The following is a 13371-nucleotide window of genomic DNA, read 5'->3' on the forward strand; positions in this document are numbered from 1 at the left end:
TGTGGATAACCGTCGGGCGGTGAGGCACCATGCGGTCACTCACCCGCCTGACACGGAGGTGTTCCCGCATGCGGATCGCGACCACGATCTTCCTGACCGACGAGACGATCCGGCCGGACCGGCTGGGCCGCGAGCTGGAGCAGCGCGGTTTCGCCGGCCTCTATCTCCCCGAGCACACCCACATCCCCGCCGGCCGTGAGACCCCCGCCCCCATGGGCGAGCCGCTGCCCCGCGAATACGGCCGTACCCTCGACCCGTTCATCGCGCTCGGCCAGGTCGCCGCGGTCACCGAACGGCTCGCCCTCGGCACCGGCATCACCCTCGTCGCCCAGCACGACCCGGTCGACCTCGCCAAGCAGATCGCGACCCTCGACTTCCTCTCCGGCGGCCGCTTCACCCTCGGCATCGGCTACGGCTGGAACGTCGAGGAGGCCGCCGACCACGGGGTCGAATGGTCGACCCGGCGCGCGCTGACCCGTGACCGGGTGGCGCTGATGCGCGCCCTGTGGGCCGAGGAACCGACCGCGTACCAGGGCGCATTCGGGTCCGTACGGGCCTCCCTCGCCCACCCCAAGCCGCTGCACGGCGCGCCGCGCACCCTCCTCGGCGGCGCGGCCGGCCCCAAGCTCTTCGGGCAGATCGCCGAGTACGCCGACGGGTGGCTGCCGATCGGCGGCCGCGGACTGACGGAGACCGTTCCGGTGCTGCGGCAGGCATGGTCGGACGCCGGGCGCACGGGCGAGCCGGTGGTGGTGCCCTACGCGGTCCAGCCCTCGGCCGGGAAGCTGGCGCGCTTCCGCGAGCTGGGCGTGCAGGAGGTGGTGCTGCAGCTGCCGCCGGCCGGGGAGGCCGAGGTACTGCGGACACTGGACGACTTCGCGCAGTACCTGTGAGGGGTGACGCAGGGGAGTACGGCGTGCGGGACGGGTGACGGGTGGCGGGTGACGGTGACAGGGCGGCGGAGCGGAGGGCGCACGGGCCCCGGGGGAGGTCCATCCGCCGGCCCGCTACCTGGCGGCCCCGGTTCGGCCTAGGACCAGCGGTGTACCGCCTCCTGCCAGGATCGGGACCGGAGAACGATCCGCGACGGCCTCCGCAGTCGTAGCGTCGAAGGTGCAGGGCCGCGGATCTCTCCGCAGACCGGCGGCCCGAGGAGAACGGTGAACGGCCAGGAAGATCAACGGTCCCGGAAGATCAGCGGCTCAACGAGATCAGCGGCCCGAGGCGATCAGCGGTCCATGAAGGCGGTGGGCCGAGAACGCCGACGATCCCCGCTGATTCAGCAGATCAGGGGACACGTGGACCGCTCGGCCAGAGAGATCAAGGAGATCCCATGCCTCGCCTCGACCACACGATCGTGCACAGCAAGGACCGTTTCGCCTCCGCCCGGTTCCTGGCCGGCCTGCTCGGCGCGCCCGAACCCAAGGCCTACGGTCCCTTCGCGGCCCTCAAGCTCGACAACGGAGTGACCCTCGACTACGCCGAGCACGTCGCGGGCGGCGAGTTCGTCCCCACGCACTACGCGTTCCTGGTGTCCGAGGGCGAGTTCGACGCGATCTTCGACCGCATACAGGAGCGGGAGCTCTCCTACTGGGCCGACCCCATGCACACCAGGCCGCAGGAGATCAACACCCGGGACGGCGGCCGCGGTCTCTACCTCGACGACCCCGACGGCCACAACATGGAGTTCCTGACCCGGACGTACTCCGACGAGCTGCTGGCCGGTATGTAGGCGTGGCGGGAGCCGCCGCCGGGCAGTGCCCTGACGCGCCCGGACGGAACCACCGGCCGTAGTGATCAGCGGCACATCAACCACCCGATCTCCGGCGGCGGCGCTGTCGGTGGACGCTCGTATCCTCGGAGGATGACTTCCAGCGTGCAGGGACCTGACCAGGCATCGGACCAAGGGACCGACCACGAAAAGGCCTCCGGGCCCGCCGCCCAGGGACGGCCGACGGCCAACGCGATGCGCCGTGCGCTCAAGCGGGCCCGCGACGGTGTGGCGCTGGACGCCGGCGAGGCCGCGGTGCTGCTGCAGGCGCGCGGCGCGGACCTCACGGACCTGTGCGCCTCCGCGGCCCGGGTGCGGGACGCCGGCCTGGAGGCCGCCGGCCGCCCCGGAGTCATCACGTACTCCCGCGGGGTCTTCATCCCCCTGACGCGCCTGTGCCGGGACAAGTGCCACTACTGCACCTTCGTCACCGTCCCCGGCAAGCTGCGCCGTGACGGCCACGGAATGTTCATGTCGCCCGACGAGGTGCTGGACATCGCCCGCCGCGGTGCCGAACTGGGCTGCAAGGAAGCCCTCTTCACCCTGGGGGACAAGCCGGAGGACCGCTGGCCCGAGGCCCGCGAGTGGCTGGAGGCGCATGGCTACGACGACACGCTCTCGTACGTCCGCGCCATGGCGATCCGCGTCCTGGAGGAGACCGGTCTGCTGCCGCACCTCAACCCCGGGGTGCTGTCCTGGACGGACTTCCAGCGGCTCAAGCCCGTCGCCCCCTCCCTGGGGATGATGCTGGAGACGACCGCCGAGCGGCTGTGGAGCGAGCCCGGCGGTCCCCACTACGGATCGCCCGACAAGGAACCCGCCGTCCGGCTGCGCGTCCTGGAGGACGCCGGACGCTCCAACGTCCCCTTCACCACCGGGCTGCTCATCGGCATCGGCGAGACGTACGAGGAGCGCGCCGAGTCCCTGTTCGCGCTGCGCCGTATCCAGCGCGCCTACCACGGCATCCAAGAGCTGATCATGCAGAACTTCCGCGCCAAGCCGGACACGGCGATGCGTGGCATGCCGGACGCCGAGCTGGAGGAGCTGGCCGCGACCATCGCGGTGGCCCGGCACATCATGGGCCCCCGGACGCGCATCCAGGCGCCGCCCAACCTCGTCGACGGCGAGTACGCGCTGCTCATCGACGCCGGGATCGACGACTGGGGCGGGGTCTCCCCGCTGACCCTCGACCATGTGAATCCCGAGCGCCCCTGGCCGCAGATCGACGAGCTGACCGAGCGCTGCGCCGCCGCGGGCTTCGAGCTGCGGGAACGGCTCCCCATCTACCCGGAGTTCCTGCAGCGCGGTGAGCCCTGGCTCGACCCCCGCCTGCTGCCCCATGTACGGGCGCTCGCCGACCCGGAGACGGGCCTGGCCGTGGAGGACGCCCCTGTGGTGGGCCGCCCCTGGCAGGAGCCCGACGAGGGCTTCACGATGATCTCCTCGGGCCGTACGGACCTGCACCACACCATCGACACCGAAGGCCGCACCGCCGACCGACGCGACGACTTCGACGAGGTCTACGGCGACTGGGAGGCACTGCGGGAGGCCGCCGCCCCCGGGATGGCACCGGAGCGCATCGAAGCCGACGTACGGCAGGCCCTGTCGCAGGCCGCCGACGACCCCACCAAGCTCACCGACGCACAGGCGCTGGCGCTGCTGCACGCCGACGGGCCCGCCCTGGACGCCCTCTGCACCCTCGCCGACCACCTACGGCGCGACACCGTGGGCGACGACGTCACCTACATCGTCACCCGGAACATCAACTTCACCAACGTCTGCTACACCGGCTGCCGCTTCTGCGCGTTCGCCCAGCGCCGCACCGACGCCGACGCCTACACCCTCTCCCTCTCCCAGGTGGCCGACCGCGCCCAACAGGCATGGGACGTAGGGGCGGTGGAGGTGTGCATGCAGGGCGGCATCCACCCCGACCTGCCCGGCACGGCGTACTTCGACATCGCGCGCGCCGTGAAGGAACGCGTCCCCGGTATGCATGTGCACGCCTTCTCGCCCATGGAGGTCGTCAACGGCGCGACGCGTACGGGCCTGTCCATCCGTGAATGGCTCACCGAGGCCAAGGCCGCCGGACTGGACAGCATCCCCGGCACCGCGGCCGAGATCCTGGACGACGAGGTCCGCTGGATCCTCACCAAGGGCAAGCTGCCCACCGCCACCTGGGTCGAGGTCATCAAGACCGCCCATGAGCTGGGCATCGGCTCGTCCTCGACGATGATGTACGGCCATGTCGACCAGCCGCGCCACTGGCTCGGCCATCTGCGCCTGCTGGCACAGATCCAGCAGGAGACGGGCGGCTTCACGGAGTTCGTCACCCTCCCCTTCATCCACACCAACGCCCCCGTCTACCTCGCCGGCATCGCCCGCCCCGGCCCCACCACGCGCGACAACCGCGCGGTGACCGCGATGGCCCGGGTGCTGCTGCACCCCCACATCACCAACATCCAGACCAGCTGGGTCAAGCTCGGAACGGAAGGCGCGGCCGAAATGCTCCGCTCCGGCGCCAACGACCTCGGCGGCACGCTGATGGAGGAGACCATCTCCCGGATGGCGGGCTCGAGTTACGGCTCCTACCGCTCCATCCAGGACCTCATCGCCATCGCCGACCGGGCCGGCCGTCCGGCCCGCCCCCGCACCACGACGTACGCCCCGGTCACCGAAGAGCGCCAGGCCGCCGCCCTCGCTTCGGACGGGCATCTCCCGGAGCTGCTGCCCCTGGCCGACTAGATGAATGAGTCCGATGTTCTCAGTGGTCGTAGGCGGTTAGGGATCGTTTGGCTCGGGCTCCGGTGGTCCAGTTGTGCCAGATGGCGGCTGCCAGGGCGAGAAGGCGTTGGCCGGTGCGGGCGAAGACCCCGGCCGGGGTTCTGGCTCCGTGCTGTTCCAGGCTGAGCTGGCCTTTGAGAGTGTCGAAGACGGCTTCGATCCACTGACGGCTGCGAGCGAGGCGGCCGTGCCGGACGGGTTCGCCCCTGCGGTCCGGCCGGACCAGATGGACGCCGAGCTGTTCGGTCAGGAAATTCTCGAAGTCCTTCCCGGCGAAGCCTTTGTCCGCGAGAACCACCTGCCCGGCGCGGAGGAGGTGGTGGTCGCGTTGGAGAAGCGCGGTCATCACCTCCCGTTCGCCGAGCTTGGGGTGGGCCAGACACCAGGTGACGGGCATGCCCTCGGCGGTGGTGACCAGGTAGAGCCGGAATCCCCAGAAGAAGCGGGAGTGGCTGCGGCAGAAGCCGTATCCGGCGTGGCCGGCCAGCTCGGAGCGTTTGACGGTCTCCCTTGATGCGGCGCAGGGCAGAGGTGTGGAGTCGATCAGCCTGAGGTCGTCGTGCCAGGTCGGCACCTGCCTGGCCAGGGCTTCGATCACCTGGGAGATCAGCGGACCGGCCGCGTTCAAGCGCTTGTTATAGGCGGATTGCTGGGGCAGGTAGCGGAACAGGTGAGGCAGCCGGGCGTGCGCGAAGCGGAGCCAGTGCCGGGCCGAGGGGAAGCCGAGCAGAACCTGCGCGACCGCCAGGCACAGCAGCTCGGCGTCCGTCAGTTTGGGAGGTCGCCCGATCCGGCGACAAGGCGCCACATGGTCGTCGATGAACACGTACAGTGCCGCCAGAAGGGCGTCCAGGTTTGTCGTCACACACGAACCAACGGGCGCCCTTCGCCATGGTCGCGGCCAGCACAAACATCGGACTCATTCATCTAGGACGCGCGGCCGTCCGCCGGAACGGGCTGTCGGGGCAACCCGCCGGAACACGGGCGGCCGCGGCAGTCCGCGGCAGTCCGCGGTGGTCCACACAGCCCGGTACCCGGCCGGTCGGCGGGGCCTTCACTCGCCCTCGCCCTCGTACTCGGCCTCGTGCTGCAGGATGCACTGCTGCCACTGCGACAGCGCCTCCTCGCGGTCGCCTCCGCTGTCCTGGGCGGCGACGATCAGCGCGTCGGCGGCCATGGCGGCGAGCCGTACCGCGATGTGGCAGACATCGCTCTGGGGAAGCGGCCGGAGGAGTTCCACCGCGCCGTCGCTGTCCCCGGAAAGCGCGGAGGCGACAACGGCCATGGTGGTGCGATCCCACTCGTACTCGGACATGGGGAGAGCATGCCCAGCGCGTGCCCCCGCCATCATCGAACGCCTTCTTCAGCCCGGTCGGCGGATCGGGCGGCCCGCCGGGAAGGTCGGGCGGCCCGCCGGGAAGGCAGCGCGCCCCCCGGAGGGGAACGTTTTCAGCCAAAGCCGTTTCGGTCGAGCCCGTGCCCATCGGGACCGTACCGGCCAAAAGCCGCCTTATGAGTGACTGGTCGCAATACGCACCTGGCCGGAAACTGATCAATCCTGGTCGATTACAGTGCTGCGCCAGGGGCCCCGCAAGGCCCCGGGACGCTGTCGGTATCGGGAGGGCGCAGTGAGCGCAACAGGAGGCGGCGGCGCCATCTGGGGCCGCGCGGAACAGCAGGACTTCCGTAGCCGGGTACGCGGCTGTCTGCTCGGCGGCGCCATCGGCGATGCGCTGGGCGCCGGTATCGAATTCGACTCGCTCGACGCGATCCGCACGGCGCACGGCCAGGAGGGCGTGGCTGATTTCGTACCCGCCTTCGGGCGGCGCGGCGCGGTCACCGACGACACCCAGATGACCCTGTTCACCGTGGACGGGCTGATCCGGGCCCAGGTGCGCCGCGACACCGGCGCCTGGCATCCGCCCACCGACGTCCACCGCGCCTATCTGCGCTGGGCCGCGACCCAGCGCGACTGGGGCCCGGACGAGCGCAGGAAGGACGACGGCTGGCTCGCCCGCGAGGAGTGGCTGTACTCCCGCCGGGCGCCCGGCCGGGCCTGCCTGAGCGGCCTCGGCGACGAGGTGATGGGCACGCTCGAAGCGCCCAAGAACCCGGACTCGAAGGGCTGCGGCGCAGTGATGCGCTCCGCGCCGTTCGGGCTGCTGGTCGGCTGGGAAGCACAACTGGTCTTCCAGCTCGCCGCCGAGTGCGGGGCGCAGACGCACGGCCACCCCACCGGCTATCTGGCGGCTGGCGCCTTCGCGGTCATCAGCCACTCGCTGGCCCGCGGCGAGGACCTCGACAGCGCCGTGCAGAAGGCGCTGGCGCACCTGGCCACCCGCCCGGGCCACGAGGAGACCAGCGACGCCCTCAAGCGCGCGCTCGGCGCCGTACGGCAGGGCATGCCGACGCCCGCCCGGGTGGAGTCACTGGGGGAGGGCTGGACAGCCGAGGAGGCGCTGGCGATCGGCGTGTACTGCGCTCTGGTCGCCGAGGACGTCCGGCACGGCCTGCTGCTCGCCGTCAACCACAGCGGGGACAGCGATTCCACCGGCGCCATCTGCGGCAACCTGCTGGGAACCCTGCACGGCGAGACCGCGCTGCCGCCGGTGTGGCTGGTCGAGCTGGAGGGCCGGGAGACCATCCTGCAGCTGGCCGACGACTTCGCGATGGAGATGACGCAGGGGCCCGCGCTGCACGGCCCGGCCGGCTCGTCGCCGGGGTGGCTCGCCCGGTACCCGCGGGCCTGACCGGCCGTACGGAGACGGACCGGCCGTACGGAGACGGACCGGCCGTACGGAGACGGACCGGCCGGGGCGCCGGCAACCGACACCGCCGCCCGGTGGTGCGGCCCACGGAGGGGGCGGCGGCGCCGGTGCGCCCAGGGCCCGCTACCGCATCAGCTCCCCCGCGTTGACCAGCAGCGACTGGCCGGTGATGGCACGCGCCCGGTCGGAGGCCAGGAAGACCGCGCACTCGGCCACGTCCGCGTCCGTCGCCAGCTCGGGCAGCGCCATCCGCTCCGTCAGCCGGCCCAGCACGTCCGCTTCCGGAACGCCCTCAGCGTGCGCCTGGAACGTGACGTACGCCTCCACCGGCGGGCCCCACATCCACCCGGGCTGCACGGTGTTGACCCGTATCCGGTCCGGTCCCAGCTCGCGCGCGAGCGAGTACATCGCCGAGACCAGCCCGCCCTTGGACGCCGCATACGCCGCCTGCTGCACCTGCGAGGGGGCGGCGACCGACGACTGGGTACCGATCATCACCACCGAGCCACCGCCGCGCGCCACCAGGGACGGCAGGCAGGCGCGGGTCATCCGCAGAGTGCCGAAGAGATTGACGTCCACGACGCTGCGCCAGGAGTCGAAGTCGGCGTCCCGCAGGCCCCCGAAGAGCGAGTCCAGCGCCGCGACATGGACCACCGCATCGATCCCGCCGAACCGCTCCACGGCCAGCGCGGCCAGCGCCTCGCACTGCGCCTCGTCGCCGATATCGGTCGCCCGCCAGGCCGTACGCTCGCCCGAAGGGTCGAGCTGCGCAGCCGACGTGGCGAGATTCGCCTCCGTCCGCGCGCCCAGCACCACCGAGGCGCCGTCCCGTACGCAGGCCGCCGCGACCTGACGGCCGAGTCCGGCCCCCACGCCCGAGACGATGACGGTCTTGTTCCGCAGCAGCATGTGTGCCTCCCGGCCGGGCCCTCGGCTCACTCCTGATGGTGCGTCAGGTTAGGGCCGGGGGCCGGGGAAAGCCAGAGCTGTCGCCGTCAGGGACGCCCGTCCCGGCGCGCCCCTTCCAGGGCCTTCTTCAGCCGCCCCAGCCCCTCGCGGATCTCCTCCGGGGAGTGGGTCACGAACGACAGCCGGACGGCGGTCGCATCCGGCGGCCCCGCGAAGAACGGCGCCCCGGGGACGTAGGCGACGTCATGCCGCACCACCTCGGGCAGCAGCGCCGTCGCGTCGTACCCCTCGGGCAGGGTCGCCCACACGAACATGCCGCCGGCCGGCCGGTTCCACCGCGAACCCGCGGGCAGCGCCGCGGACAGCCCGTCGACAAGGGCATCCCGCCGCGCCCGGTAGGCGTCGCGCACCCGCCGCAGATGGGCGTCGAGGTCGGCGACCGCCAGATACCGGGCCGCGGCTGCCTGGTCGACGGTCGAGGTGTGCAGATCGGCGGCCTGTTTGGCGATGACGCAGGCCCGCCGCAAGGCGCCCGGCGCCCGTACCGTCCCCAGCCGCAGACCGGGCGCCATCACCTTGGAGAACGAACCCAGCAGCGCCGTACGGTCCTCGGCCCCGGGGAACGAGGCGACCCACGGCACCGGCTCACTCTCGAACCGCAGCTCGCCGTACGGGTCGTCCTCGGCGATCCACAGCCCGCGCCGGGCGGCGACCCCGGCGACCGCGGCCCGGCGCTCGGCGGACAGGGTGCGGCCGGTGGGGTTCTGGAACGTCGGCACGAGGTAGAGCAGCTTGGGCCGCTCGCGCGCGGTGATCTCGTCCAGCGCGGCCGGGTCGATCCCCTCGTCGTCGGTCGGCACCGGCACCACCCGGGCGCCCGCGAAGGAGAACGTCTGCAGCGCCGCGAGGTAGCAGGGGTCCTCGACCAGCACCACATCGCCCGGCTCCAGCAGGGCCGTGGCCAGCAGCGTCAGGCCCTGCTGTGAGCCGGTGGTCACCAGCACGTCATCGGCCCCGGTGGGCAGTCCGCGCGCGGTCGTACGCGCCGCGACGGCCGCACGCAGCGCCGGATCGCCCTCACTGGTGGAGTACTGCAGGGCACGCATCGGCTCCTCGGCCAGCACGTGCTGGAAGGCCGCCGCTATGCCCGCCGCGTCGAACAGCTCGGGCGCGGGCAGCCCGCCGGCGAACGAGATGACCTCGGGCCGGGCGGTGAGCGCCAGGATCTCGCGTACGGGCGAACTGCCGGTCCGCGCCACACGTGCGGCGAGTCCCGGGACAGCAGTGGCCGCGGAGGCAAGGATCGAGTCCGACATGACGGCTCCCATCGCTCGTGTCTGCGATTAACCGGCGTTAGCTGCAGATGGCAGGCAGCTTAAGGGGGCCGCGGAGCGGTGTGCAGGGCGGACCGCATGGTGGGCGGGCGGAGGAGGCGGAGGGGCGCGCGCCCGCGTGACAGCCGGAGCCCGTGGACCCGGTGCCCGGTAGCTTCGGTACCGCGGATGCGCCGCCCCTCCCCATGTGACTCTTCGTCAGCTACACCTGTCTGCCATGACCGCAGACAGCAAAGGAACGCCGGCCGGTGCGGCCGCCGCCGGCACCGGGATCACCCACGGCAACGGGACCGTTGCCCACGGCACCGGGGCCGCCGCCTACGCCGAGCTGGCCGCCGTCGGCCCCTACGGTGTGCGCCCCGGGCATGCGCTGATCACCATGGTCGAACCGCATCCGGGACACGAACACGCCTACAACCGCTGGTACGAGGACGACCACTACATCGCGGGCGCGATGGCGATGCCGTGGATATTCGCCGGCCGCCGCTGGGTGGCCACCCGCGACCTGCAACTGCTGCGCCGTCCGGAGAAGTCCGCCGTCGCCCAGCCGGTCACGACCGGCTGCTACCTCTCCACCTACTGGCTCACCGAGGGCCGTTACGACGAGCACATGAAGTGGACCGTCGGCATCAACCAGCGCCTCAACCGGGACGGCCGGGTCTACCAGGACCGTACGCACGTCTTCACGGCCTTCCAGGACCATGTGGCGACGGTCTACCGGGACGGCGCCGCCGGCCCCCGTGACTTCCATGCGCTGGACCACCCCTACGCCGGGCTGGTGTTGGAGGTGATCGACGCGGAGGGGCCGGAACAGCGGGCCGGGCTCGTGGAGTGGCTGTGCGCCCGCCACCTTCCGCGGCGGCTGGCGGGTTCACCGGCGGCGATGGTGACGGTCTTCCGGCCGACGCCGCTGCCGGGGGACCGGATGTCCTATGTGAAGCAGGTCGTGGGGGTGGACACCCGGCTGACCCTCCTGTGGTTCCTCCAGCAGGACCCGCGAGACGGCTGGACGGCACACTTCGCGGGCCTGGAGGAGGAGGTCGCGGATTCGGCACTGGGGCGGGTGGAGTTGGTGGCGCCGTTCATCCCGACCGTGCCCGGGACGGACCGGTACGTATCCGAGCTGCGCTGAGCGCGCCAGGGCGGACCTGTACGTATCCGGGCTGCTGCGCTGAGCGGCGGCGGGCCGGTGGCCATCCGCGGCCGCCGGGCAACGGGTGTGGGCGCGGGCATGGGTGGGGCGTGGGTGTGGACATGGGGGTGGGCGTGGGCGTGGGCATGGCCGAGCCCCCTCGGCCGGGACGGCGATCCAGTCGAGAGGGCTCGTATCTGCGGACTGCGGACCCGCGGACGGTGACGGCTCAGGTCACGCCAGGTCGAACGCACCACCGGAGATGTCCGACACAAAGCGGGCCCAGGAGGAGTTGTCGAACGTGAGGCGCGGACCGTCGGGGTCCTTGGAGTCCCGCACGGCAATCGCGGTGACGGCGGGCACGGCGATTTCCACGCAGGCGCCGTTGCCACCGGAGTACGAGGACTTGGTCCAGGAGAATGCGGAATTGGGCTGCACGGCCATGTTCACTCCAGCTCACTCTGAGTTACCGCGGATTCGGTAGTGATGACGCTACGCGCCAACATCACGAGCCGCAGAGGCCGTTCACCCGTCCGAATGGCATATTTCTTGATCCCTATTCACGGGGGCGGGTGCAGGTGTACCGTGCCAGCCTCTCCGCAGGAATGCCGGTTCCGTACTATTTCTCCCCGACGGGCCTCACCCCGCGGCATCCGCATGGGATTTCGCCGCGGCAGCGATGAACTCCCGGCTCTGCTCGGCGCTCAATGCCTGTGCACGCAAATGCTCGTACATGATCGTGTACTTGTGCACATCGTTGGTCTTCTCCAGATAGAGGTCGCTGGTGACGCCCTCGATGTACACCACGCTGGAATCGGCGGCATCGTCGAATTCGAGGATGGAGAACGTTCCCGACATGCCGGCGTGCGCACCGGTGTCGTACGGCAGAATCTGGACCGTCACATGCGGCAATTGGCTCATCTCGACAAGATGGTCCAGTTGCTCGCGCATGATCAGGTGACTGCCGACCACCCTGCGCAGCGCGCTCTCGTCCAGCACCGCCCACAGCCGCAACGGGTGCTCGGAATCATTGATCCGGTCCTGGCGCCGCATCCGCACCTGAATGCGCTTCTCCAAATGGTCGGGTGCCAGCTCGGGGACGGTGCCGGGAATGACCGCCTGGGCATAGCCGGCCGTCTGCAGCAGACCTGGCACCAGCAGGGATTCGTACACCCGCAGCGAGGCGGCCTCGGTCTCCAGGCCGATGTAGACGCTGTACGGGATGTCGCCGAAGGCGTGCCACCACCCCTGTTGGCGTGAATCCTTGGCCATCTGCATCAGCGAATCCACGATGCGGTGGTCTTCGACCTCGTAGACCCCGCACAGATCGCGGACATCGCGCTGGCTGATGCTGCGACGCCCGTTCTCCAATCTGCTGATCTTCGACTGCGAGACGAGCAGCCGGTCCGCCACCTCTTCTGCCGTCATGCCTTTGGCCTCGCGAAGCCTGCGCAGCTCCTGGCCCAATCGGCGTCGCCTGACGGTGGGGTTGACGTTGGACGCCACGCTAAGTGCACCTCCGGCTCCGTACTGCTGTTTTCTGGTCAGCAGACTGCCACCAACGGTCCACGTCGCGCTGGCAAATGGCTGGACAAGGTGGTCACGTTGGAAATTTGGGGCCGGAATCGGGAAAATGCGCCCGCGCAGGTGCGCGGGGTGGCGGGCCGGCCGTCGTCCTGAACGGCCGGCCCGCCACCCCGCGCTTCTTGCTGCGGCTCCCGAACGGGATCGTGGGGACGGTGGTGCGTGATCGGGTGGTGCGGTGGTGCCGTGGGTGTGGCGGTGGCGCGTGAGGCGCCGCCGGGTGTCTTACGGCGTCAGCGGGCGCCCACCCGGGCCATCCGCCCGTGGCCGTGCCGCGACTGGCCCGGCGCACCGGCCGGTTCCGCCGAGGCCCGGGCCGCCGGTTGCCGTACGGCTCCCGCGGCGGCGGCCTGCGGCCGCCGTGGCTGTACCGCGACGCCGTTCTGCACATCCATGACGGCGTGTGCGACCAGGCCGCCCATCGGGTCGTGCCGGATCAGATCCCGGAGACGGGAGCGCGATGAACGCCCTTCGTTCCCTGGATACAGATGCTTGCCGAGACCGACCGCATGGGCCAGCGCGGCGAGCGCAGCGGTCCGCGGGTCCGGGGGTACGCCGGTGCGGATCGCGTTGTCCAGCCGGGCCCTGATTTCCCGGCTGATGGCTGTCTCCGTCGCCTGGTAGCGCGTCGTCGGCAGCACCCCGCACATCTGTCCCGCCACGGCATGCACCATGCCGCACCGTTCCAGGTGCGTGAGGTAGGTCTGGCGCAGCCCCAGCCGGGGCCCGCCGATCCAGTGGACCGCGCGCACCGGACTGCCGCGTCGGCGCAGCAGTTCGAGCGCGGAGTCCAGAGTTGGATCTCCTGTCGGCCGTGCCATCACCACGGCGATACGATCCCCGTCTGGGGCTATCCGTCCTGCCAGAGCCAGCTCTACTAGCTGGGCCCCGGCCAGGCCGAGGTCGAGCGACTGCGGCTGCGCTGTGGTACCCGTCGTCGGGTCCAAAGCGAGCAGCAGAAGCTCCTCCGGAATTGTTCTGCGGCTCCTGCCCATCCATGCCTCCCCGCGTGGATGAATGACAGGGTGACCCCTCTCACATTCATCTGTCGAGGGTGCGTGGGGGGTTCGGTAGGGAACCGGTAGGTATGTC

The 13371-nt window shown here is 70.9% G+C and carries 12 protein-coding genes; 5 read left to right on the forward strand and 7 right to left on the reverse strand.

From position 1 onward, the window contains the following. Positions 1 to 68: 68 nt before the first annotated feature. The 3 genes from OHS81_RS21045 to OHS81_RS21055 all read left to right on the forward strand — a co-directional run bounded on the left by OHS81_RS21045 (position 69) and on the right by OHS81_RS21055 (position 4513). Positions 69 to 893 (forward strand): TIGR03619 family F420-dependent LLM class oxidoreductase, encoded by an 825-nt coding sequence (locus OHS81_RS21045; protein ID WP_328386227.1) that lies wholly within the window; start codon positions 69 to 71, stop codon positions 891 to 893. A 440-nt stretch (positions 894 to 1333) separates the two neighbouring features. Further along, complete coding sequence (locus OHS81_RS21050) at positions 1334 to 1732, forward strand: VOC family protein (protein WP_328386228.1); 399 nt, start codon at positions 1334 to 1336, stop codon at positions 1730 to 1732. Between the two features lie 132 nt (positions 1733 to 1864). Next, complete coding sequence (locus OHS81_RS21055) at positions 1865 to 4513, forward strand: bifunctional FO biosynthesis protein CofGH (protein WP_443058737.1); 2649 nt, start codon at positions 1865 to 1867, stop codon at positions 4511 to 4513. A gap of 19 nt (positions 4514 to 4532) precedes the next feature. Here OHS81_RS21055 and OHS81_RS21060 read toward each other — a convergent pair whose 3' ends face one another. Both OHS81_RS21060 and OHS81_RS21065 read right to left on the reverse strand, forming a co-directional pair. Beyond that, on the reverse strand, positions 4533 to 5417 hold the full coding sequence (locus OHS81_RS21060) for an IS982 family transposase (RefSeq protein WP_328381263.1): 885 nt from the start codon (positions 5415 to 5417) through the stop codon (positions 4533 to 4535). A 189-nt stretch (positions 5418 to 5606) separates the two neighbouring features. Next, complete coding sequence (locus OHS81_RS21065) at positions 5607 to 5867, reverse strand: hypothetical protein (RefSeq protein WP_328386229.1); 261 nt, start codon at positions 5865 to 5867, stop codon at positions 5607 to 5609. Between the two features lie 313 nt (positions 5868 to 6180). On the opposite strand from OHS81_RS21065, the gene OHS81_RS21070 reads away from it, so the two are divergent. Continuing rightward, complete coding sequence (locus OHS81_RS21070; RefSeq protein ID WP_328386230.1) at positions 6181 to 7302, forward strand: ADP-ribosylglycohydrolase family protein; 1122 nt, start codon at positions 6181 to 6183, stop codon at positions 7300 to 7302. 141 nt (positions 7303 to 7443) lie between these two features. On the opposite strand, the gene OHS81_RS21075 is transcribed toward OHS81_RS21070, so the two are convergent. Next, positions 7444 to 8229 (reverse strand): SDR family oxidoreductase, encoded by a 786-nt coding sequence (locus OHS81_RS21075; RefSeq protein WP_328386231.1) that lies wholly within the window; start codon positions 8227 to 8229, stop codon positions 7444 to 7446. Positions 8230 to 8315: 86 nt separating this feature from the next. Then, positions 8316 to 9545 carry an aminotransferase-like domain-containing protein gene (locus OHS81_RS21080; protein WP_328386232.1) on the reverse strand — a complete coding sequence of 410 codons (1230 nt, stop codon included), beginning with the start codon at positions 9543 to 9545 and terminating at the stop codon, positions 8316 to 8318. A gap of 235 nt (positions 9546 to 9780) precedes the next feature. Here OHS81_RS21080 and OHS81_RS21085 point away from each other — a divergent pair, with 235 nt between their 5' ends. Then, the gene (locus OHS81_RS21085) at positions 9781 to 10695 is read left to right on the forward strand and encodes a hypothetical protein (RefSeq protein ID WP_328386233.1); all 915 of its coding nucleotides are present in this window, start codon (positions 9781 to 9783) and stop codon (positions 10693 to 10695) included. Between the two features lie 234 nt (positions 10696 to 10929). Here OHS81_RS21085 and OHS81_RS21090 read toward each other — a convergent pair whose 3' ends face one another. The 3 genes from OHS81_RS21090 to OHS81_RS21100 all read right to left on the reverse strand — a co-directional run bounded on the left by OHS81_RS21090 (position 10930) and on the right by OHS81_RS21100 (position 13274). Next, positions 10930 to 11139 carry a DUF397 domain-containing protein gene (locus OHS81_RS21090; protein WP_328386234.1) on the reverse strand — a complete coding sequence of 70 codons (210 nt, stop codon included), beginning with the start codon at positions 11137 to 11139 and terminating at the stop codon, positions 10930 to 10932. 195 nt (positions 11140 to 11334) lie between these two features. Beyond that, the gene (locus tag OHS81_RS21095; RefSeq protein WP_328386235.1) at positions 11335 to 12201 is read right to left on the reverse strand and encodes a helix-turn-helix domain-containing protein; all 867 of its coding nucleotides are present in this window, start codon (positions 12199 to 12201) and stop codon (positions 11335 to 11337) included. 311 nt (positions 12202 to 12512) lie between these two features. Continuing rightward, positions 12513 to 13274: a GOLPH3/VPS74 family protein gene (locus tag OHS81_RS21100; RefSeq protein ID WP_328386236.1), complete on the reverse strand. Its 762-nt coding sequence runs from the start codon at positions 13272 to 13274 to the stop codon at positions 12513 to 12515. Between the last annotated feature and the right edge of the window lie 97 nt (positions 13275 to 13371).

The organism is Streptomyces sp. NBC_00400 (assembly GCF_036048035.1).
Taxonomy (GTDB): domain Bacteria; phylum Actinomycetota; class Actinomycetes; order Streptomycetales; family Streptomycetaceae; genus Streptomyces.

Coding starts and splice junctions, on each gene's coding strand:
- OHS81_RS21045 (WP_328386227.1), top strand. CDS start 69: ATGCGGATCGCGACCACGATCTTCCTGACCGACGAGACGATCCGGCCG.
- OHS81_RS21050 (WP_328386228.1), top strand. CDS start 1,334: ATGCCTCGCCTCGACCACACGATCGTGCACAGCAAGGACCGTTTCGCC.
- OHS81_RS21055 (WP_443058737.1), top strand. CDS start 1,865: ATGACTTCCAGCGTGCAGGGACCTGACCAGGCATCGGACCAAGGGACC.
- OHS81_RS21065 (WP_328386229.1), bottom strand. CDS start 5,867: ATGTCCGAGTACGAGTGGGATCGCACCACCATGGCCGTTGTCGCCTCC.
- OHS81_RS21075 (WP_328386231.1), bottom strand. CDS start 8,229: ATGCTGCTGCGGAACAAGACCGTCATCGTCTCGGGCGTGGGGGCCGGA.
- OHS81_RS21080 (WP_328386232.1), bottom strand. CDS start 9,545: ATGTCGGACTCGATCCTTGCCTCCGCGGCCACTGCTGTCCCGGGACTC.
- OHS81_RS21085 (WP_328386233.1), top strand. CDS start 9,781: ATGACCGCAGACAGCAAAGGAACGCCGGCCGGTGCGGCCGCCGCCGGC.
- OHS81_RS21090 (WP_328386234.1), bottom strand. CDS start 11,139: ATGGCCGTGCAGCCCAATTCCGCATTCTCCTGGACCAAGTCCTCGTAC.
- OHS81_RS21100 (WP_328386236.1), bottom strand. CDS start 13,274: ATGGGCAGGAGCCGCAGAACAATTCCGGAGGAGCTTCTGCTGCTCGCT.